Genomic DNA, 19,795 nt, shown 5'->3' on the forward strand with positions numbered 1-19,795 from the left:
CATCGCTCACATTCCGACCATTCTCCTGTGATTACATCTTGTTCGCGTGCGGCCCTTTTGCTGTTATGACCGCTGATGCATTGGCATCAGTAAGTTATACGCATCCGGGGCCCATTGAGCCCGGCTTTATGTTACCGCCAGAGGCGGTTTCGGTCGGCCTTGCCGACCAAAGGAGATGACATGGTATTAACCCGTAAACTGCTGCCTTTGCTGGTAGCGGTGCAGCTTGGTATGGCTGGTGCCGGCATGGCTCATGCCGCTTCTTACCTTTCCGTCGGTTATTTCAACGGTGGCGGTGATGTTACCGCCGGCCCTGGCGGCGATATCAACAAGCTGGACGTCACACAAATTACCCACCTCAATTACTCTTTCGGTCTGATCTACAACGACGAAAAACAGGAAACCAACCCGGCGCTAAAAGATCCGTCCCGCCTGCACCAAATTTATCTGTCACCCAAGGTGATGGCGGATTTGCAACTGTTGCCGATTCTGCGTAAACAGAACCCGGAGCTGAAAGTCTTGCTGTCCGTCGGTGGCTGGGGAGCGCGCGGGTTCTCAGGCGCGGCCGCCACAGCGGAAAGCCGGGCGGTGTTTATCCGCTCGGTACAACAGGTCATTAAGCAATATCATTTGGACGGCATCGATCTCGACTGGGAATACCCGGTTAACGGTGCCTGGGGGCTGGTCGAAAGCCAACCGGCAGATCGTGCCAACTTCACGCTGTTGCTGGCGGAACTGCATAAAGCGCTGGATAAAGGCAAGCTACTGACCATCGCCGTCGGTGCCAACGTGAAAAGCCCACAGGAATGGGTCGATGTTAAAGGCATTGCGCCCTACCTCGATTACATCAATCTGATGACTTACGACATGGCGTACGGCACCCAATACTTCAACTCCAACCTGTATGACTCCAAACAGTGGCCAACCGTCGCCGCCGCCGATCGTTACAGTGCCAATTTTGTGGTGGATAACTATTTGGCCGCCGGGTTAAAGCCGGCTCAGTTGAACCTGGGCATTGGTTTCTATGGCCGGGTGCCAAAACGGGCTACCGAGCCGGGCATAGATTGGGACAAAGCGGACGCGGCCAAAAACCCGGTCACCCAGCCCTACTTCACCGCTCGCGAAATTGCCGTGTTCAAATCAATGGGGTTGGATCTGACCAAGGACAGCTATTTCAAATACAACGATATCGTCAGCAAGCTGCTAAACGATCCACAACGGCGCTTCACCGCCCATTGGGACAATGACGCCCAGGTGCCTTACCTGACGATGAAATCCGCCGAGGGCAAGCCGCTGTTCGCTATTTCCTACGAGAACCCTCGCTCGGTTGAACTCAAGGCTGACTACATCAAAAGCAAGGGATTGGGCGGTGCAATGTTCTGGGAATATGGCGCAGACGACAATAACCGGTTAGCGCATCAACTGGCGGAGTCGTTGGGGATTAACGGCGGGAAACGGTAACGCAGCGGGCGATGCGAGCATCGCCCAGCTGTCAGAGTTACTGTGGCTTTAACTTGACCAGCGGTTCAGCAATGAACTGCTGTTTCAGCTCCTGCTTACTCTTCATCACTATCTGCCCGTCGGTGCCAATACTCATATGCTGCGGGTCAGCGTTGTGTAATGACTGCCACAGCATCACCGCTTGCAGACTGTTTTCTTTCTGTTCCGGCGTCAGTGCCACGCCGTCCGGCCACTTGCCCAACTCCACGGCCAGCACCAGTCGCTGATAGATTTCCGGCGTCATGGCGGCAATCAGATCTTTTACGTCCATCAGAGCATTTCCTCACTCGTGGAAGAATAATTAGCTGAATCGATTTTTCTTACGGAATAATCCGTCAGCCGGCCGTTTTTTCGCCGTTCTCATCGTCGGTAAAGCTCAGCGACGCCGAGTTAACGCAAAAACGCTCGCCGGTAGGCTGTGGCCCATCGGGGAAAACATGCCCCAGGTGGGCGTCGCAATGCCCACAGCGGATCTCAACGCGATGCATATTATGCGTATTATCATCAAGATAACGAATAGCATCGTCGGAAACCGGCTGATAGAAACTCGGCCAGCCGCAGCCGGAGTCATACTTGCTGTCGGAGTAGAACAGCGGATGGTTGCAGCACAGGCAATGATACACGCCCTCACGTTTGTTGTGCAGCAATTTGCCGGAATACGGCGCTTCGGTACCACGTTCCTGAGTCACATAACGTTGGATTTCATTCAGTTCCGTGGCCGGATGGTCAGGGGTTGTCTCTTTAGCCATTTGTGCGTTTCTCTGAATGTGGATAATGTCAACGAAAACAATGAGTAATAATAACAAAAAATTAACAACACTGCAGCGCTTTTTGGCCTAAACTGTAGCCCATAAAGGTCACGCCATGGCAATTTGTGATACCGATCACATATCTAGAACAGGCTGACTTTATACTTAGCGGTTTGACCCCATATAACGGATGAGGCCGAACGCAAACGGAATGTGCAATAAGCACTCAAACCCGGCTTCCAGGTTTGATTTGCAGCAAGAATTGACACGATTCCGCTTGACGCTTGGTAAGGTTTTTGTAATTTTACAGGCAACCTTTTATTCACTAACAAATAGCTGGTGGAATATATGACTATCAAAGTAGGTATCAACGGTTTTGGCCGTATCGGTCGCATTGTTTTTCGTGCTGCTCAAGAACGTTCTGACATCGAAATCGTTGCAATCAACGACCTGTTAGACGCAGAGTACATGGCTTACATGCTGAAATATGACTCTACTCACGGCCGCTTCAACGGCACTGTAGAAGTTAAAGACGGCCACCTGGTTGTTAACGGCAAAACCATCCGTTGTACCTCAGAAAGAGATCCGGCTAACCTGAAGTGGAACGAAGTCAACGTTGACGTCGTTGCTGAAGCAACTGGCCTGTTCCTGACTGACGAAACTGCACGTAAACACATCGCTGCAGGCGCTAAGAAAGTTGTTCTGACTGGCCCATCCAAAGACGACACCCCAATGTTCGTTATGGGTGTTAACCACAAATCTTACGCGGGTCAGGAAATCGTTTCTAACGCTTCTTGTACCACCAACTGCCTGGCACCACTGGCTAAAGTTATCAACGACAAGTTCGGTATCGTTGAAGCTCTGATGACCACTGTGCATGCAACTACCGCAACTCAGAAAACTGTTGATGGCCCGTCTCACAAAGACTGGCGCGGCGGTCGCGGCGCATCCCAGAACATCATCCCTTCTTCTACCGGTGCTGCTAAAGCAGTAGGTAAAGTTATCCCAGAACTGAACGGCAAACTGACCGGTATGGCGTTCCGCGTTCCAACTCCGAACGTGTCTGTGGTTGACCTGACTGCTCGTCTGGCAAAACCAGCTTCTTACAAAGAAATCTGTGCTGCTATCAAAGCCGCTTCTGAAGGCGAGCTGAAAGGCGTGCTGGGCTACACCGAAGACGAAGTAGTTTCTACCGATTTCAACGGCGAAACTCTGACTTCCGTATTCGATGCCAAAGCCGGTATCGCTCTGAGCGACACCTTCGTGAAACTGGTTTCCTGGTACGACAACGAAACTGGCTATTCCAACAAGGTTCTGGATCTGATCGCTCACATCTCCAAATAATGGATTGATGTTAAGCTGATGATGAGGGCGACATTTTTGTCGCCCTTTTTTTGTTTCTACGGCGAACAAAAGGCAACCCGATGAACGAAAAGATTTTCACCCTACCCGTTACCGAACAAATTTCCCCTTTTATCAGTCAGCGCCAGCTCGATGAGCTGCCTGTCGTGGTGGTTTCCCATCCGAAAGTGCGTGCTGCCATCTCACTTCAGGGCGCGCATCTGTTAGCCTGGCAACCTAGCGGTGAGAAGCCGGTTATTTGGCTGAGCAACAACACACCGTTTAAAAAAGGCAATGCCATCCGTGGCGGCGTACCTATCTGCTGGCCCTGGTTCGGTCCAGTGGCAAAACCTTCGCACGGTTTCGCCCGCAATCAGCCGTGGAGCCTGACGGCGCATGATGAAGACGACAACGGCGTTATTTTGACCTTCACGTTGAAAGACAATGAGCAGACCCGCAGCCTGTGGCCACATGCCTTTACGCTGATTGCCCGGTTCAAATTGGGTGAGGAATGTGAAATCGAGCTGGAGTCCCACGGCGACTATCAGGCGACCGCAGCCCTGCACTCTTACTTCCAGATTGGTGATATTGCGCAGGTCAAGGTAGCCGGTCTCGGCGAGCCTTACATTGATAAAGTGGCCGCTGGTGCACAAGCTCGTCAGGTCGGTGACGTGACCTTCGTCGGCCAGACCGACCGGGTTTATACTCAACCGGACGCGTTCAGCCTGATCAAGGATGCATCATTACAGCGCACCATTGAGGTTCATCACCATCACATGAGTGATGTGATTGCCTGGAACCCGGGCGTGGAACTTTCTTGCAGCATGGCGGATATGCCGAATGACGGTTATAAAACCATGGTTTGTGTGGAAACCGGTCGCGTAAGTAAGCCCTTGGTGGCTGCAGGTGAACAGCCGGCTCGGCTGGCCGTGACCTTCCGTATTCGTAACAACGCCTGATCCCGTTAAGGGCGGTGAACAGTGCCGCCCAGTAACCACGCACTACAGATGTGCAAAAGGGGCGCTAACGCCCCCTTATGATGCATACATTGCCCGATACTGGTGCAACCCTCGATTAGAAGGTGTATTTCACACCCGTCATCAACACCCCGGTGTAAGATTTATCCACCATTGGGCTGTCTTTCACTTCGCTGGACAGGCTGATGTAGCGCCCGAGGAAGAATGCGTCCCAGTCTTTGTTGATCTTATAGTTGGCGCTCAGCTCAACATAAGGTGCCCAGCTATCGCTCGGCGTGTAGCTGTCCAGGCCGCTGCGGCGGGACTCTTCGCCACTGACACCATAGTAGTATTTGTTCTGGTTTTTGCTGCTCCACGCCAAGCCCACGCCAGGCACCAGAGTGAAATCGCCCAGATCAAATTTGTACAGATAAGCAACGTCGCCCACCATACCGTTACTGTAGTTCAGCGTATCACCGGTAAAGGTGGTGCGCAGAATACCCCACTCGGCAAAATGCGAATAGGCCAGACCGGCCATCAGGGTACCGCGACGCTTGTTCAACTGCTTCATGCGGTCGTCGTCACTGTCACCCGGGCGATAGCCCAGCGGTGAGAAGTAGCCCATCAGACTCAGTTGGTTTTGCTGATCTTTCCACAGGTAATAACCGGCGGTCAGCGTGCGGAAGTAGAAGTCGTCACCTTCATAGTTAATGACGGGTACCGGATAAACGCGGTCCTGATAACCACGATACGGGTCCGGGCTAACCAGCGCGGAAGCGCCGAGTGACCAAGTTCCTGCCTGAGCACTTTGCGCACAAACCATTGCGGAAGCGATAATTGCTAGCGTTTTGAGTTTAAAAATCTTCACTGGTTCTTTTTCCATAAATAACAGAGTTAATAGCGTGCTTAGTTTATGTGAGAATTCCGTGACGCGCTGAATCTTTACAATAGAAAACAACCAAGATCGAATAACTTAGAACCTTAATATGAATTAATCATGGCAGAACCATGACGTTTTTTGCCGCAGGCCGCGCCAGACAAGGCATATGGCTATCCCTGTAATAACTGAGTCATTGATATGACTTAAAAAAAGCTTTTTACCACGCAGGAAATTTTCTGGTATGCAAACTAAGCTTAAATCAGAAGGTGAATAAATCCTGAGCCAGTGGCAATACAGCGCAACTCGCGATAATAAGCGCACCAAGTTGGCATACGAGTTGCTGTACTCAGGGATAACTTCTTCTTTCGGGAGCCAAAACACTATCACCAGCTCCCTTTAACCTGTGCTAATAACGAAAGGACGGGCATCGCCATGAACATATTTGACCACTATCGCCAGCGCTACGAAGCTGCCAAGGACGAAGAGTTCACACTGCAGGACTTTCTTACCATTTGCCGGCAAGATCGCAGTGCATATGCCAATGCGGCCGAACGTCTGCTGATGGCTATCGGTGAACCAGTAATGGTCGACACTGCGCTTGAGTCGCGCATGTCTCGCCTGTTCTCCAACCGCGTGATCGCACGCTATCCGGCATTCGAAGAGTTCTACGGCATGGAGGAAGCTATCGAGCAGATAGTCTCTTACCTGAAACACGCCGCTCAGGGGCTCGAAGAGAAGAAACAAATCCTTTATCTGTTGGGCCCGGTGGGCGGCGGGAAATCATCGCTGGCGGAACGCCTGAAAGCGCTGATGCAACTGGTGCCGATTTACACCCTGAGCGCCAACGGCGAACGCAGCCCGGTTAACGACCACCCGCTGTGCCTGTTCAACCCGCAGGAGGATGCCAATATTCTGGAAAAAGAATATAACATCCCGAATCGCTACCTCGGCACCATCATGTCACCGTGGGCGGCCAAACGCCTGCATGAGTTTGGCGGCGACATCACCAAATTCAAAGTAGTCAAAGTACGCCCTTCTATTCTGGAACAGATTGCCATCGCCAAAACCGAACCGGGTGATGAAAACAACCAGGATATTTCTGCGCTGGTCGGTAAGGTCGATATCCGCAAGCTGGAGAACCATGCACAGAACGATCCGGATGCCTACGGTTACTCCGGAGCCCTGTGCCGCGCCAACCAGGGGATCATGGAGTTCGTGGAGATGTTTAAAGCGCCAATCAAGGTGCTGCACCCTCTGCTGACCGCCACCCAGGAAGGTAACTATAACGGCACCGAGGGCATTTCCGCCCTGCCGTTCAGCGGTATTATTCTGGCTCACTCCAACGAATCCGAATGGGTGACCTTCCGTAACAACAAAAACAACGAGGCCTTCCTCGACCGCGTTTATATCGTCAAGGTGCCTTACTGCCTGCGGGTTTCAGAAGAGATAAAAATCTACGACAAACTGCTGGATCACAGCGAACTGACCCATGCGCCATGCGCACCGGGCACTCTGGAAACGCTGGCCCGCTTTACCGTGCTCTCTCGTATGAAAGAGCCGGAAAACTCGAGCATTTACTCGAAAATGCGCGTCTATGACGGTGAGAGCCTCAAGGACACCGATCCTAAAGCCAAGTCGTATCAGGAATACCGCGACTATGCCGGGGTCGATGAAGGCATGAACGGCCTGTCCACCCGTTTCGCGTTTAAAATTCTGTCGCGGGTGTTCAACTTCGATCACGCAGAGGTCGCCGCTAACCCGGTACACCTGTTCTACGTGTTGGAACAGCAAATCGAACGTGAGCAGTTCCCTCAGGATCAGGCAGAGAAATACCTGGAACACCTGAAAGGTTATCTGATCCCGAAATACGCCGAATTTATCGGTAAAGAGATCCAGACGGCTTATCTGGAGTCTTACTCGGAATACGGCCAGAACATTTTTGACCGCTACGTGACCTATGCAGATTTCTGGATCCAGGATCAAGAGTACCGTGATCCGGATACCGGCCAACTGTTCGATCGCGAATCTCTGAACGCCGAACTGGAAAAAATCGAGAAGCCGGCCGGCATCAGCAACCCGAAAGATTTCCGCAACGAAATAGTCAACTTCGTGCTGCGCGCCCGGGCGAATAACAGTGGCCGCAACCCTAACTGGACCAGCTATGAGAAGCTGCGTACCGTGATCGAGAAGAAAATGTTCTCGAACACCGAAGAATTGCTGCCGGTCATTTCGTTTAACGCTAAAACCTCAACGGACGAGCAGAAGAAACACGACGACTTCGTCGATCGCATGATGGAGAAAGGCTACACCCGCAAACAGGTTCGCCTGCTGTGTGAATGGTATCTGCGGGTCAGAAAGTCTTCATAACGTCTAATGAGAATTAGCGTCATGGAGATGGCGTAGACAGTTGGCAACGTCGTTTGGGGGAAGTATGGCTTATTTTATTGACCGACGGCTGAACGGTAAAAACAAGAGCATGGTGAACCGCCAACGCTTCTTGCGTCGTTACAAGTCGCAAATCAAACAGTCGATTGCCGAAGCCATCAACAAGCGTTCGGTCACCGACGTAGACAGCGGGGAGTCAGTCTCGATCCCCAATGGCGATATCAACGAACCGATGTTTCATCAGGGTCGCGGTGGCACACGCCACCGCGTTCATCCCGGTAATGACCACTTTGTCCAGAATGACCGCGTTGAGCGCCCACAGGGTGGCGGCGGTGGTGGTAGCGGCCAGGGTAACGCCAGCCAGGACGGCGAAGGCGAGGACGAGTTCGTCTTCCAGATCTCCAAAGACGAATATCTCGACCTGCTGTTTGAGGATCTGGCGCTGCCAAATCTGAAAAAGAATCAGTACAAGCAGCTCACCGAGTACAAGACCCATAGAGCCGGTTACACCGCCAACGGCGTGCCGGCTAACATTAGCGTAGTGCGTTCGCTGCAAAATTCACTGGCGCGGCGAACCGCCATGACCGCCGGCAAACGGCGCGCCTTGCATGAGCTGGAAGACGAACTCACCCAGATGGAAAACACCGAGCCGGTGCAACTGCTGGAAGAGGAACGGCTGCGTAAGGAAATTGCCGAGCTGCGCAAAAAAATCGAAAGCGTGCCCTTTATCGACACCTTTGATTTACGTTACAAGAACTATGAGCGGCGGCCCGAGCCTTCCAGCCAGGCGGTGATGTTCTGCCTGATGGACGTTTCCGGTTCGATGGATCAGGCCACCAAAGACATGGCCAAACGCTTCTATATTCTGCTCTATCTGTTCCTGAGCAGAACCTATAAAAACGTCGACGTGGTGTACATTCGTCATCATACCCAGGCGAAGGAAGTGGATGAACAGGAGTTCTTCTACTCGCAGGAAACTGGCGGCACCATAGTTTCCAGCGCGCTGAAACTGATGAATGAAGTGGTTGAAGAGCGTTACGACCCGGCACAATGGAATATCTACGCCGCGCAGGCGTCGGATGGCGACAACTGGGCCGATGACTCACCGCTGTGTCACGAACTGCTGGCGAAGAAGCTGCTGCCGATGGTGCGTTACTATAGCTACATTGAAATCACCCGCCGCGCCCATCAAACACTGTGGCGTGAGTATGAAGACCTGCAGGCGAAATTCGAAAACTTTGCCATGCAACATATCCGCGAACCGGACGATATCTACCCGGTTTTCCGGGAACTTTTTCACAAGCAAACCGTATAATTGACATCTTTATCAACGGCCGGTTAATCAGACTAATCGGCCGTTTTCTTTTACAAAAAGAATGCAAACTGCCACAGGAAAGTTTTAATTCAGGGTTTACTTAACGTCATGGTCAATTAAATCACTCCCCCACCAGTCTTACCTCGTAGATAAATCTGTAAGTTACTGTTCATATAAAAGTTTTTTCTCCTGAACAGGCTCGATGGTCACCAGCTAAGGTAATTCCTAATTACGCTTCCCTGACAAAATGCTCATTGCGCAGCTTAGGAAAAGTCCTATTTAATGGGGTGCCAAATTGCCATCTCAGGTGAGTGCTATGGAATACCTTCCCGTTGCAATCATCGTCGTTTTGATCGCAGTTGTCGTATTTTCCTTTGTCATGTATTTGCGGCAAAGAAGGGTAAGTACTTTCAACACCAAGCGGAAACGACGCTAGGACGCCTCTCCACAAGGAAGTGGTTCAATAATCGCTATCAGGCTATGCCCCTTCCCATTGAGTTAACCATTTAGCAAACAATTTCAGTTTCTTATGAGGATATTCTGATACCTGCGCTATTACAGTTTTTCGTCTTGTCGCCGAAATGCAGGTGCGCTACTGTCGTCGTCTGGAAACACACAACACCGCATAATCAGAACAACATCCAGTTTGTCGCTATCATCCCTTAATCCCGCCGCTGCGCGGGATTTTTTTGATATCAACCGTGCTACTGAACACAATGATCGGTCGTAAACCCTACTGACAGAAATTGGCAGTCCTCACCCTTAGACTGGGTATTCCTGCGGGAGAAAATCTCCACGCGCCCTGACCAAATGCACAAGGAAATACACGCCAATGACACGAGTTATCACCATTCTTACCGAAAATTTCTCCGACTGGGAAACCGCACTGATCAACTCCACCGGCCGTGGTTATTATGGCTTCGACACCCTTTTTGCCTCACCCAAAGGGCTTCAGGTTACCTCTTCCGGTGGCATGCTGGTGACTCCGCAGTTGTCGATCGAATCCATCCAGCTTGATGAAATCGACCTGCTGATCGTTTGTGGCGGCACCGCATGGCAAACAGAACACGCGCCCAATATCACCGAGCTGGTTGCACAGGCACATGAGAAAAACATCGTTGTCGCCGGCATTTGCGATGGAACCCGCGTATTGGCACAAGCGGGCGTGCTGGATAACCTCCTTCATACTTCCAATTCGCCGGAAAACCTGTCGCAACTCAATTATCGTGGGGCTGCGTACTATCAGGATGTGCCTTACGCCGTGGCCGATCGACGCGTGATCACCGCCCCCGGTAGCGCTCCGGTCAGCTTTATGGCCGAGATTTTAGCGACTCTGGAGATTAGTGACGATAATCTCAAAACCTATCTGGCGATGCATGCGGCCGAACATCGTAAGTCGGTTTAGCGCTATAGGCTATTACAACGAGGCTAACAGCCCACTGTACAGTACCGGTCCCGTCGGTTGTCCGGTTGGCGAGCCGCCAGCCGGTTCCAGGCTAATAGCGATGGTCATCCCCCTGGACAACTGGATCTGCTCCAGTGGCAATCGGGTAGCCTGTTGGGTCGCAATCAGCCCCAATGACACAGGTTTCCCTCCGGCAGGTATGGCCCAGAGCTGCAAACTGTTTGCCGCAGCGATTGACGGCGGATTAACCGGTGTTAATTGCAGATGACTTTGCGCCTTGTCCAGACTCACAATCCACTGGCCGCTGCCGGTTTGGCTGCTGGTGAGCACCACTGCCGGACTAAACTCCTGCGGCGGTGTGATAAAACGCGGCACTAATATTACAGCCGCTAAACCGGCTGCCAGTGCCCAGCCGAGATAGTCCCAACGCCAGCGTCGTTGGCTTGCCACAGATGGCAGGCTAAGTTGGATTTTCTTCCACACTCGCTCCGGCGGCACTACGGGTATCAACCCATCGTCGAGTGGAGCCAATAATCGCTGCCACTGTGCCACCATAGCAGCCAGTTCCGGCTCGCGGCGGATCCGCTGTTCCAGCTTGAATCTCGCCGGGCCACGCAGCGTGCCTAGCGCATACTCCGCGGCCAGGGCTGAGTCGTACTCACCCCGGTTTTTCATAATCCCACGCAGTCTTTTAGATGGTCGAGAGCTCGGCGGATCCAGCTTTTAACCGTGCCAAGCGGTTGTTGCAGATAAATGGAAACTTCACCGTGCGACATACCCTGATAGTAAGCCAGCACAATGCTTTGCCGTTGATCGACGGGTAAATTATCTAAACACGCCGTCAGCTTTCGTCCCTCCTGCGAGCGCTGTAACTCTTCAACCGGTTCAATGAGGCTGACGCCGTCAAGATCCCCCCACTCATCCTCACGTTCTGCCGCCCTACCGCCAGCGCCGCGTAACCAGTCGATGGCACGGTTACGCACGATGTGCGTCAACCAGGTCTGAGGTGAACTGAGTTGTGGATCATAGCTGGAAGCTCGATTCCACACGCTGATAAAGCTCTCATGCAACACTTCTTCTGCCCAGGATTGTCGCCGAAGTATGCGCAAAGCAACGGCATACAAACGCGGTGACGTCTGGCGATAGAGCTGTTCAAAGGCCTGACGATCGCCAAGCCCTATAGCCTTCATCATCGCCACATCATCTTCTGGCAAGGGTGCTGTCATGTCCCATCCTGATTAAGCCGCGGGTGACTGACACTCAGAACACCCGCAACAAGTATAGTCCCAATTTATTTAGGCATCAGAACGGTATCAATAACATCAATCACCCCATTTTTTTGGAAGACATCATAGGTGCTTATATTGGCAATATTGCCCTTCCCGTCTTTAAGCTGAATATTATGTGGCCCGTTACTCATGATCCACAAAGGCTGTCCGTTCACCGTTTTCAATTCAGCAGACCCCTTACCGTCATGGATTTTCTTTTCCAACTGCTTCATATCATATCTGCCTGCCACCACGTGGTAGGTCAGCACGCTGGTCAACAAAGCCTTATTTTCAGGTTTCAACAAGCTGTCTACGGTGCCGGCCGGTAATTTGGCAAAGGCCGCGTTGGTCGGTGCAAATACGGTAAACGGCCCCTTGCCTTGTAGGGTATCTACCAGCCCCGCCGCCTTGACCGCCGCCACCAGAGTCGAATGATCTTTAGAATTAACGGCGTTTTCGACAATATTTTTACCTGGGTACATGGCGGCACCACCCACCATGACTTGATCAGACATCATGGCAGCGGCAGACACGCCACTGAACAGCACCGATGCATATATAACGCCAGTAATGAGCTTTTTCATGACCAATTCCTCGAAGGTAAGAGAGGTGAAGTTTTGCCTCACATTCGGATATACGTACGAGGAGATGTTTTTGGATGCAGTGGCAGCGAAATATTTTCAACGGCTATTATGTAGACATAAAACGCCATAGTTGCAGAGCCTGAGCGAGGATGGCTCACGAGCTATTGACGGCGTTATCTATCAACATCCCCTTCTGATATTCCATTCCTCTCGGGTGATCTGCCAGATTTCCGTCTGCATGCGTCCGCCAATATAATCACTTTCTTGCGTGGCAACCACGCGCATGCCGTTATGCTCGGAAATGCGTCGTGACGCCTGATTTTCCTTCGATTTTGGCACCCTCATCACCTCCTGCCCCAGTATATTGAACCAAAAATCCGTAACGCTTTGACTGGCTTCAGTCATCAATCCCTGGCGTTGCCATTGCTGTGCTAACCAAAAACCACGATTGCTGTTGCCACCCAGGCTAAGGTTAATCACACCAATCAAATGTCGTTGATCTTCCAAACGTCGGATAGACCAAAACCACCCGTTACCCGCAGCCATCGCCGGTAATGCGACATTATTTATAAACTCAAGTGCAGCCCCCTCAGGATATGGCCAGGGAATTTGGCTGGTCATCAGACGCACAATTTCCCAGTGCGGAAACATACGCTGAATATCTTCGGCATCATCAGCCTGTAGCGGGCGCAATACCAGCCGGCGGCTGTTTAAAACAGGGATTTCCAAGGGGCAAACCTCCTATGCAAATGCTGTATTTTGGTCGATGAACAGTCACACCACCACATTAAAACTAGGATTTTTACCTATTACGATCTAAAATCCCATGAAAAAACAATGAGAAGTAATTTCAACGAAATCAAAAGGGAATTTCTAAGTGAAAGAAATGATCTCCATTCTTTTTATCGCAGGCCTGCTGGCGATGCTTTTTTCATGGTTGTTTGTCTACGGCCTCAATATTCATTAGCCCCTTCAAAGATAAAAACCCCGGCATGTGCCCATACCAGGGTTGATAGCGTTACGCTGAACAAACCGCTTCCCTGGGCGATATGCCCGTAAAACCCCTACTGTTTGGTCTGGATCCAGAATGCGTGGATCAGACCGGGGAAATAGCCAAGCAGAGTCAGAATAATGTTGAGGATAAACGCCCCGCCGATCCCTTTATCCAGCAGTACACCCAAAGGGGGCAAGATGATGGTAAATACGATTCTCCAAAAGCTCATAATAACGCCTCATTTTGCTTTATAAGACACCAATATATTACATATGCTTAACATTTTCAAATTTCGATCTCTCCAGAGAGTCTTATAAAACCGTTAAATTGGTATATATCTACAAACACTGTGGTTATATATCGTCAGTAAAAGAAAGAATTAATAAGCATTGATTATGTGGGATTGAGCCCTTAAAATTTAAGGCTTAAAAATACAACTGGGATTGGTTTCATGTCGTCGCTGTGGGTAGCAACTCAATACTTTTATTTAATTGGCCTGTTAGTTTCTATGATTTTTACCTATCTGGTCAGCCGGGATACCATTAAGATTCGTTTTATCAGTGCGTTAACCATTGGCCTGACCTGGCCATTGAGCCTACCGGTAGTGTTGATGTTCTCCTTGTTCTAACGCTTGAGAAACCGCCCCGCCAAAGACCGACGGGGCAGTCATGAGCCTTCCCTTAAAAATCGTACCCTACCGTCGCCAGCACGGAGCGTTCTGCCCCCCAATAGCAATAACCGGTGCCATAACAGGCCGCGACGTATTTTCGATCGGTCAGGTTATTCACGTTTAACTGCACATAAGCGCCTTTCAACGATGAGTTAACCGCATCCAAATTCATCCGCACCGAAGCATCCACCAGCGTCACGGAAGGAATACGTAGCGTATTTTCGTTATCCGCCCACTGCTTGCCGATATAACGCACCCCGGCTCCCAGATCCACGCCGTAGGTGGTGGCGTATTTGCCCCACAGGGAAGCCATTTGCTCCGGCGCCAGATACGGCGTATTACCGTTGTTGCCATCAATCGCATCTTTGAACTTCACCTTGTTGTAGGTGTAGCCCGCGATCAGATCGAAATGTTCGGTTAACTTGCTGCGAGCCTCCAGCTCAATCCCTTGAGAATGTACTTTTCCGGCAGGCACATAATAACTCTGCTGCACTACACGGTTAGCTACGTCTTTTTGTGTCAGGTCATACAGCGCTACGCTGTAAATTGATGAACTGCCCGGCGGCTGATATTTCAGGCCCAGCTCGTACTGTTCGCTGGTGCTCGGCTTGAGCATATGACCGTTTTGGTCGGATAGCGCCTCTGGTGTCACCGCCGTGCTGTAGCTGGCGTAAGGTGAAAAACCGCTGTCAAAGCGGTACAGCAACGAGGCGCGGCCGCTAAAGTTATCATCACGACGTTCATCGCTGGTGCCAGTGTTGAGCACCGTGTTTTTTGACTCTATACGGTCAAAACGACCAGACAGATTCAGATACCAGTTCTGCAGGCTGATTTCGTCCTGCAGATAAACACCACTTTGTTCATAGTGGCGTCGGGAATCGGTATGCGTCAGATTGGTCAACCCCGCGCCACCCGACACACCGGTATAAGGGTTCAATTGAGAGGCGCCAGCAGACTCATCCCACAGGTTATTACGAAAACGCTGGTAATCCAGGCCCAACATCACTCGGTGATCCAGCGGCCCGGTAGCAAAGTCGGCCTCCAGTTGGTTGTCGACGGCGAATGCGTCCAGTGAGGTTGCCGAGCCACTGTAATAGCGGTTCAGCAACTGGTGATCCTGATCCCAACCAATCTGATAAACCTGCTGCAGTTCAACGTTAGAATGGGTATAGCTGGCATTCTGGCGGAATGACCAAACGTCATTAAAACTGTGCGAGAAGGCGTAGCTGTAAATCTGCTCCCAACGTTTGAAGACGTTACGGCTGCTCTCTCCGTCAAAGAATCCACGCCCCAGTTTGTCACCTGAGCTGGAATAGAGGCTGCCATCTGCCGGTACTGCACTGTGATAACCGCCGGACGGATCCTTTTGCAGGTAAGCTTTCAGTAACAATGAAGTATTTTCATCCGGTTGCCACAGCAATGACGGCGAAATTGCATAGCGTTCTTCGCGCTGATGGTCATACATGGTATCGCTGCTGCGCGTCATTCCGGTCAGCCGATAAGCCCACTGATCCGACAAAGGACCGGTCACATCGAAAGCCGCGCCCTTGGTGCTGTTATTACCCGCCGAAAGATTAACCTTTCCCTGCGTAGCAAACTGCGGACGCTTGGAGGTCAAGGCCACCAGCCCGCCCGGAATGCTCTGCCCATACATCACGGAAGAAGGGCCCTTGATGACGTCAATACGCTCCAGGAACCAGGGATCAACCTGCAAGGCATTATAGCTGCCGCCGTCACTTAACAGGCGCAGGCCATCGAGGAAGGTGTTATTGACATCACCGCCGTGAAAACCGCGCAATGCAATGGTGTCATAGCGTGTCGCACCACCGGCGAAGTTGGTGAAAACGCCCGGGGTATATTTCAGTGCATCATTAACCGTTTGGGTATTCTGGTCGCTCATTTGTTGGCGTGTCACCACAGAAACAGACTGCGCCGTCAGGATCAGCGGCTGGTCGGTTTTGGTCGCCCCCAGGCTGGTGGTCGCCTGATAGCCCTGAGTCGCAGACTCGGCGGTATCCGCAGGTCTGGCGGTAACCACCAGGGTATCTTCGGCAAGCGAGGTCAGCGGCAGGAACATCGCGAGCGCACACAAAACACGCGACCGTTTGACAGGAAAAATCATCTGCATATTGGTAATCCCCGGAAAGTATCATTAAGTCACCCCCGACCCGCCCCCATCAGCAGCGCTGGCTGACAAGAGTGCAAAAGTTCTATCGGTGGGCTGTATGTAAAGAAAAGGAAATATTAATGATAATTATTATCTTTATCGATAAGGAATTACAAGCATGAGGATACTTTTTATCAGCAGGCGAACTAACTTGTCGCAGGTAAAAACCCTGGACTGATTGCGGAAATTTCGGGGTCTTGGTCATCAAACTAATGCCAGCATTTGGCTGGCATACCAATTGGAAGCAATTTGGATCTATCTGGTGCCCGTGCTCAACGAGTGCTTCTGACTAACCGGACATAGAGACGTCGAGCCAGCAGCAAAATAAGCGCCAGCAGAATATTCGCTATAACCCATAAGATTAATATGTATATAAAGGTTTGATAGAGAGGAATGCCGCGGTCGGCGGAAAACGGATTAAAATGCCAGAAGCGAATAATGCTAAAGGGGTTGAGGTTTAACCAATCAAAGAAGAAAGCGACCAGCGCCGGTGGCAGGAAAAAATAGAGGCCCAGGGTGATAATCAGCAGATACACGGCGGAGCTATCGCTTTTATAATCTTTCATATCAATGAATTACCATTATGGAGCACATAAAAACACCTTACGTGTTGCAACGTTCAACAGACCTGGCGAATGCGGCTTAGTTCCAGGTCAGGGGTAAAATAAAGCCTGTTTGGCGTTTAATTTTCATTTAGTTTTTAGGTGGTATAACGCTAGTCAGCTCAGGAGGCTCCAATGATATCGGATTATTGCCCAACCCCGCCAACCCCAAAAAAGCTCAAAATCATCTATGGCTGGTATATCTATACCCTCTATGCCCAGTTGGTGTTTAATATCTATCTGGCAGTCTATAACGGCTGCGTCAGGCGCCCCATTGAAGCGCCACTGATCTCCGTGTGCCACAGCGTTTTCATCGCATTTCTACTTTATCAGGTGTTGAAAAAACGCACCCATTTCGCCTGGGTAATGCTGGCCTATTATATTTTGATGCGGCTGTACTACGCCAATGTATTGCACATCGAGTTCAATGCCTGGAGCCGTGGGTTGGTATTCATTTTTCTGACGTTGCTGCTGGCCGGTACGGTTGCGGTGGGTCAGCTTGCGACACCGCCACTGCGCCAGGATTGGTTGGCACGCCTTGGGTGGCGACAGTGGGCAACGCTGGCCGCATTATCAGGGCTGATGACGCCGCTTATCACCGCTGACTATTTGAGCTGACAGCCGAATTTACTTTGGAATATGCGGCTCCGAAATATCGACCAGGCGGCACACCTTGGTGTAGTTATTGGATTTCTCACATATTTTATCCGTGACGAAAACACCAAGGTAACTCAACACCAGCAGATAACCCGCCATACACAAAATAAAAATAAGCGTTCTCACCGATAAGACCAACCTGACAACAAAACCCTCAGCATCATACCTTGCTTACCCCGCTTTAGACTATTTCAAAGTATTTCATAAATCCGCTGGTTATTTCGAACACGTAAATGTTGTGTTATTACATAACAAATAGACCCAAGAAAAATGCATCAATGGATAACCAAACCTCGCCGTTACTCACCGCAGAACACCTGACGTTGTCACTTGACGAAGACGTCAAAATCTACGACTTGAATTTTACTCTGCATGCCGGCACCCGTCGGGGCTGACGGCGCATCCTGACCCGGTTTGTAGTAATATTATGCGGTACCTCAACCGGCCGGGAGACCCAATGCACCATCTGATGTTAGATATTGAAACGCTGGATATAAAACCCAGTGCGGTGATCCTGGTGGTCGCCGCGGTATTTTTCGATCCCCAAACCGGGCAGCTCGGCGCGGAGTTTGAAAACGCCGTCAGCAGCCAAAAAGATCAGCCCGGCAGAACCATCAGCCTGGATACCGTCGCCTGGTGGGCGAAACAGTCGGATGAAGCGCGCAAGCTGGCTTTCGGCGGTACAGAAAGCCTCAAACGTGCGCTGACCAACCTGAGCCGATTTATCCATATGAACAGCACCGAGAAGGTCAAGGTCTGGGGCAACGGCAAGGAGTTCGATTGCGCTATCCTCGAACATGCCTTCCAGCAGCTGGAGATGCCCTGTCCGTGGAAGTTTTGGGACACGCAAGATGTGCGCACGGTGATCACCCTGGCAGAAATGCTGGGCTTTAACCCGAAGAAAGAACGGGCATTTGAAGGCACGCCCCATCGGGCATTGGATGACGCCAAACACCAGGCACGTTACGTGGCGGATACGGTATCAGCACTTTACTACCGCAAAGCCGCTGCGTCATAAATAGAACAGGACTGGCGTACCGGCGGCGGGCCTGGGCTTTGCCTCTTTCCATTTAGCGCCAGAATCTCTACTCTAGCCCTCTTTGTCACTCGGATGTGCTGTTTTTGTTATGCAAAAATTTCTGTTTCTGCTTCTTAGCCTGGTGCTACTCGGCCCGCTGGGTATCGATCTCTATCTGCCGACCATTCCCGCCATCGCCGCTGGCCTTAACAGCAGTGAAGCGCTGATTCAGTCCACTATTTCTCTGTTCATTCTGGTGTTGGGCCTCGGGCAGGTTATTGCCGGCCCGCTGGTGGATAACTACGGCCGTAAGCCGGTGGCTCTGGCCGGTATTGTGATTTACATGATTGGCGCGGCAATGGCGGCGCTGGCCACCACGCCAACGATGTTTGTCGCCTCTCGCCTGTTGCAGGGTGTGGCGGTCTGTTGTACCGCAGTGGTGGCATTCAGCGGCGTGCGCGATCGGATGAACGGCGACGATGCGGCCCGTGCCTTCGGTTTTCTCAACGGTACGCTGAATATTATTCCTGCTCTGGCCCCCTTGCTGGGTGGACTGCTGGCAGAAGCCTATGGCTGGCGCGCCCCATTCTGGTTCCTGGTGTGTTACGCGTTGGCGGTACTGGTACTGATCGCCCTTCGCCTACCGGAAACCCGTCCGGCGGACACCGTGCGCGTCAAAGGATTGCCGGTGCGACAATATGCCCGCATCGCCCGCGACCGCCGCTTTCTGTCCTTCGCCGTGGTCAACTCCGGTGCCATGGGCATGGCGCTGACCTACGTCTCGCTGGCCCCTAACGTGCTAATGAGCACCGCCGGGCTGACGCCGTTGCAATTCTCGCTGGTGTTTGGCGCCAACGGCTTTTGGATCATGCTGGTGAGTTTTTTCGCCAACCGCATCATTCACAAGGTCGGGCGTCCCGTCTGTCTGGCGACCGGCGGCATATTGATGGGTATCGGGGCTATTGGGCTACTGATTGGCGTCTCCTTACTGTCCGGTGCGGCACAAAGTCACTGGCTGGCCTATATGCTGCCGGTCGCTTTTGCCTGCGCTGGGCTGGCCTTTGTGATGGGCCCGGCAACCAGCTACGCGCTGGAGCCATATTCCAATGAAGCAGGAGTAGCTTCTGCCTTGGTCGGTTTTGTGCAGATGGCCGGCGGTGCCGCTCTGGGCTTATTGGCGATGGCGCTGCCGTTGCCGCCCAAGCTGTCACTGGCGCTGGTAATGCTGGTGGGTTGCCTGCTGGCGCTGCACGCACGGCAGCGCAGCAAGCAAATTAAAGGTCAGTTGAAAAAAATTGCCTGAG

21 protein-coding genes are annotated in these 19,795 nt (G+C 51.7%); 10 read left to right on the forward strand and 11 right to left on the reverse strand.

What is annotated here, in order from left to right; translation table 11 throughout:
- Nucleotides 1-180 precede the first annotated feature (180 nt).
- Nucleotides 181-1,461: a glycoside hydrolase family 18 protein gene (locus E5C26_RS13900; RefSeq protein ID WP_135316841.1), complete on the forward strand. Its 1,281-nt coding sequence runs from the start codon at nucleotides 181-183 to the stop codon at nucleotides 1,459-1,461.
- A 37-nt stretch (nucleotides 1,462-1,498) separates the two neighbouring features.
- Here the strand turns inward: E5C26_RS13900 and E5C26_RS13905 are convergent, their stop codons facing one another.
- Together E5C26_RS13905 and msrB are read right to left on the reverse strand one after the other, a co-directional pair.
- Nucleotides 1,499-1,771, reverse strand: a complete 273-nt coding sequence (locus tag E5C26_RS13905) for a YeaC family protein (protein ID WP_012145451.1) — start codon at nucleotides 1,769-1,771, stop codon at nucleotides 1,499-1,501.
- Nucleotides 1,772-1,835: 64 nt separating this feature from the next.
- The gene (msrB, locus tag E5C26_RS13910) at nucleotides 1,836-2,249 is read right to left on the reverse strand and encodes a peptide-methionine (R)-S-oxide reductase MsrB (protein ID WP_135316842.1); all 414 of its coding nucleotides are present in this window, start codon (nucleotides 2,247-2,249) and stop codon (nucleotides 1,836-1,838) included.
- Between the two features lie 348 nt (nucleotides 2,250-2,597).
- On the opposite strand from msrB, the gene gapA reads away from it, so the two are divergent.
- Nucleotides 2,598-3,593: a glyceraldehyde-3-phosphate dehydrogenase gene (gene gapA, locus E5C26_RS13915; RefSeq protein WP_012145453.1), complete on the forward strand. Its 996-nt coding sequence runs from the start codon at nucleotides 2,598-2,600 to the stop codon at nucleotides 3,591-3,593.
- Nucleotides 3,594-3,673: 80 nt separating this feature from the next.
- Nucleotides 3,674-4,549, forward strand: coding sequence for a D-hexose-6-phosphate mutarotase (locus E5C26_RS13920; protein WP_135316843.1), 876 nt, complete (start codon nucleotides 3,674-3,676; stop codon nucleotides 4,547-4,549).
- A gap of 115 nt (nucleotides 4,550-4,664) precedes the next feature.
- On the opposite strand, the gene E5C26_RS13925 is transcribed toward E5C26_RS13920, so the two are convergent.
- Nucleotides 4,665-5,429, reverse strand: coding sequence for a MipA/OmpV family protein (locus tag E5C26_RS13925; protein ID WP_135316844.1), 765 nt, complete (start codon nucleotides 5,427-5,429; stop codon nucleotides 4,665-4,667).
- Nucleotides 5,430-5,858: 429 nt separating this feature from the next.
- Here E5C26_RS13925 and yeaG point away from each other — a divergent pair, with 429 nt between their 5' ends.
- From yeaG to E5C26_RS13940, 3 genes are all read left to right on the forward strand, one after another.
- Nucleotides 5,859-7,793, forward strand: coding sequence for a protein kinase YeaG (yeaG, locus tag E5C26_RS13930; RefSeq protein ID WP_135316845.1), 1,935 nt, complete (start codon nucleotides 5,859-5,861; stop codon nucleotides 7,791-7,793).
- Between the two features lie 64 nt (nucleotides 7,794-7,857).
- A complete protein-coding gene (locus E5C26_RS13935) occupies nucleotides 7,858-9,126 on the forward strand; it encodes a YeaH/YhbH family protein (protein ID WP_135316846.1) in 1,269 nt (422 codons plus the stop codon).
- Between the two features lie 832 nt (nucleotides 9,127-9,958).
- Nucleotides 9,959-10,531: a type 1 glutamine amidotransferase family protein gene (locus E5C26_RS13940; RefSeq protein WP_135316847.1), complete on the forward strand. Its 573-nt coding sequence runs from the start codon at nucleotides 9,959-9,961 to the stop codon at nucleotides 10,529-10,531.
- A 12-nt stretch (nucleotides 10,532-10,543) separates the two neighbouring features.
- Here the strand turns inward: E5C26_RS13940 and E5C26_RS13945 are convergent, their stop codons facing one another.
- From E5C26_RS13945 to E5C26_RS13965, 5 genes are all read right to left on the reverse strand, one after another.
- The gene (locus E5C26_RS13945) at nucleotides 10,544-11,206 is read right to left on the reverse strand and encodes an anti-sigma factor (protein ID WP_135316848.1); all 663 of its coding nucleotides are present in this window, start codon (nucleotides 11,204-11,206) and stop codon (nucleotides 10,544-10,546) included.
- Nucleotides 11,203-11,757 (reverse strand): RNA polymerase sigma factor, encoded by a 555-nt coding sequence (locus E5C26_RS13950; RefSeq protein ID WP_135316849.1) that lies wholly within the window; start codon nucleotides 11,755-11,757, stop codon nucleotides 11,203-11,205. Before E5C26_RS13950 ends, E5C26_RS13945 begins: the two co-directional genes overlap by 4 nt.
- Before the next feature lie 65 nt (nucleotides 11,758-11,822).
- Nucleotides 11,823-12,383, reverse strand: coding sequence for a fasciclin domain-containing protein (locus tag E5C26_RS13955; RefSeq protein WP_135316850.1), 561 nt, complete (start codon nucleotides 12,381-12,383; stop codon nucleotides 11,823-11,825).
- A 180-nt stretch (nucleotides 12,384-12,563) separates the two neighbouring features.
- Nucleotides 12,564-13,112, reverse strand: coding sequence for a GNAT family N-acetyltransferase (locus E5C26_RS13960; RefSeq protein WP_135316851.1), 549 nt, complete (start codon nucleotides 13,110-13,112; stop codon nucleotides 12,564-12,566).
- Between the two features lie 335 nt (nucleotides 13,113-13,447).
- The gene (locus tag E5C26_RS13965) at nucleotides 13,448-13,606 is read right to left on the reverse strand and encodes a YqaE/Pmp3 family membrane protein (protein ID WP_006322621.1); all 159 of its coding nucleotides are present in this window, start codon (nucleotides 13,604-13,606) and stop codon (nucleotides 13,448-13,450) included.
- 222 nt (nucleotides 13,607-13,828) lie between these two features.
- Here E5C26_RS13965 and E5C26_RS13970 point away from each other — a divergent pair, with 222 nt between their 5' ends.
- Nucleotides 13,829-14,005 (forward strand): GhoT/OrtT family toxin, encoded by a 177-nt coding sequence (locus E5C26_RS13970; protein ID WP_012145459.1) that lies wholly within the window; start codon nucleotides 13,829-13,831, stop codon nucleotides 14,003-14,005.
- Nucleotides 14,006-14,057: 52 nt separating this feature from the next.
- On the opposite strand, the gene E5C26_RS13975 is transcribed toward E5C26_RS13970, so the two are convergent.
- Together E5C26_RS13975 and E5C26_RS13980 are read right to left on the reverse strand one after the other, a co-directional pair.
- On the reverse strand, nucleotides 14,058-16,175 hold the full coding sequence (locus tag E5C26_RS13975; RefSeq protein WP_135316852.1) for a TonB-dependent siderophore receptor: 2,118 nt from the start codon (nucleotides 16,173-16,175) through the stop codon (nucleotides 14,058-14,060).
- Between the two features lie 311 nt (nucleotides 16,176-16,486).
- Nucleotides 16,487-16,780: a hypothetical protein gene (locus tag E5C26_RS13980; protein ID WP_135316853.1), complete on the reverse strand. Its 294-nt coding sequence runs from the start codon at nucleotides 16,778-16,780 to the stop codon at nucleotides 16,487-16,489.
- 171 nt (nucleotides 16,781-16,951) lie between these two features.
- Between E5C26_RS13980 and E5C26_RS13985 the strand changes: the two genes are divergently transcribed.
- The gene (locus E5C26_RS13985) at nucleotides 16,952-17,434 is read left to right on the forward strand and encodes a hypothetical protein (protein WP_135316854.1); all 483 of its coding nucleotides are present in this window, start codon (nucleotides 16,952-16,954) and stop codon (nucleotides 17,432-17,434) included.
- A gap of 9 nt (nucleotides 17,435-17,443) precedes the next feature.
- Here the strand turns inward: E5C26_RS13985 and E5C26_RS24635 are convergent, their stop codons facing one another.
- Nucleotides 17,444-17,599, reverse strand: coding sequence for a hypothetical protein (locus tag E5C26_RS24635; protein WP_167796654.1), 156 nt, complete (start codon nucleotides 17,597-17,599; stop codon nucleotides 17,444-17,446).
- A 331-nt stretch (nucleotides 17,600-17,930) separates the two neighbouring features.
- Between E5C26_RS24635 and E5C26_RS13995 the strand changes: the two genes are divergently transcribed.
- Both E5C26_RS13995 and E5C26_RS14000 read left to right on the forward strand, forming a co-directional pair.
- Entirely contained in the window at nucleotides 17,931-18,491 is a 561-nt protein-coding gene (locus E5C26_RS13995) for a 3'-5' exonuclease (protein ID WP_135316855.1), read from the forward strand.
- Nucleotides 18,492-18,600: 109 nt separating this feature from the next.
- On the forward strand, nucleotides 18,601-19,794 hold the full coding sequence (locus E5C26_RS14000; protein WP_135316856.1) for a multidrug effflux MFS transporter: 1,194 nt from the start codon (nucleotides 18,601-18,603) through the stop codon (nucleotides 19,792-19,794).
- Nucleotide 19,795: the final 1 nt, after the last annotated feature.

The organism is Serratia proteamaculans, assembly GCF_004684015.1.
GTDB classification, from domain to species: Bacteria; Pseudomonadota; Gammaproteobacteria; order Enterobacterales; family Enterobacteriaceae; genus Serratia; species Serratia proteamaculans_F.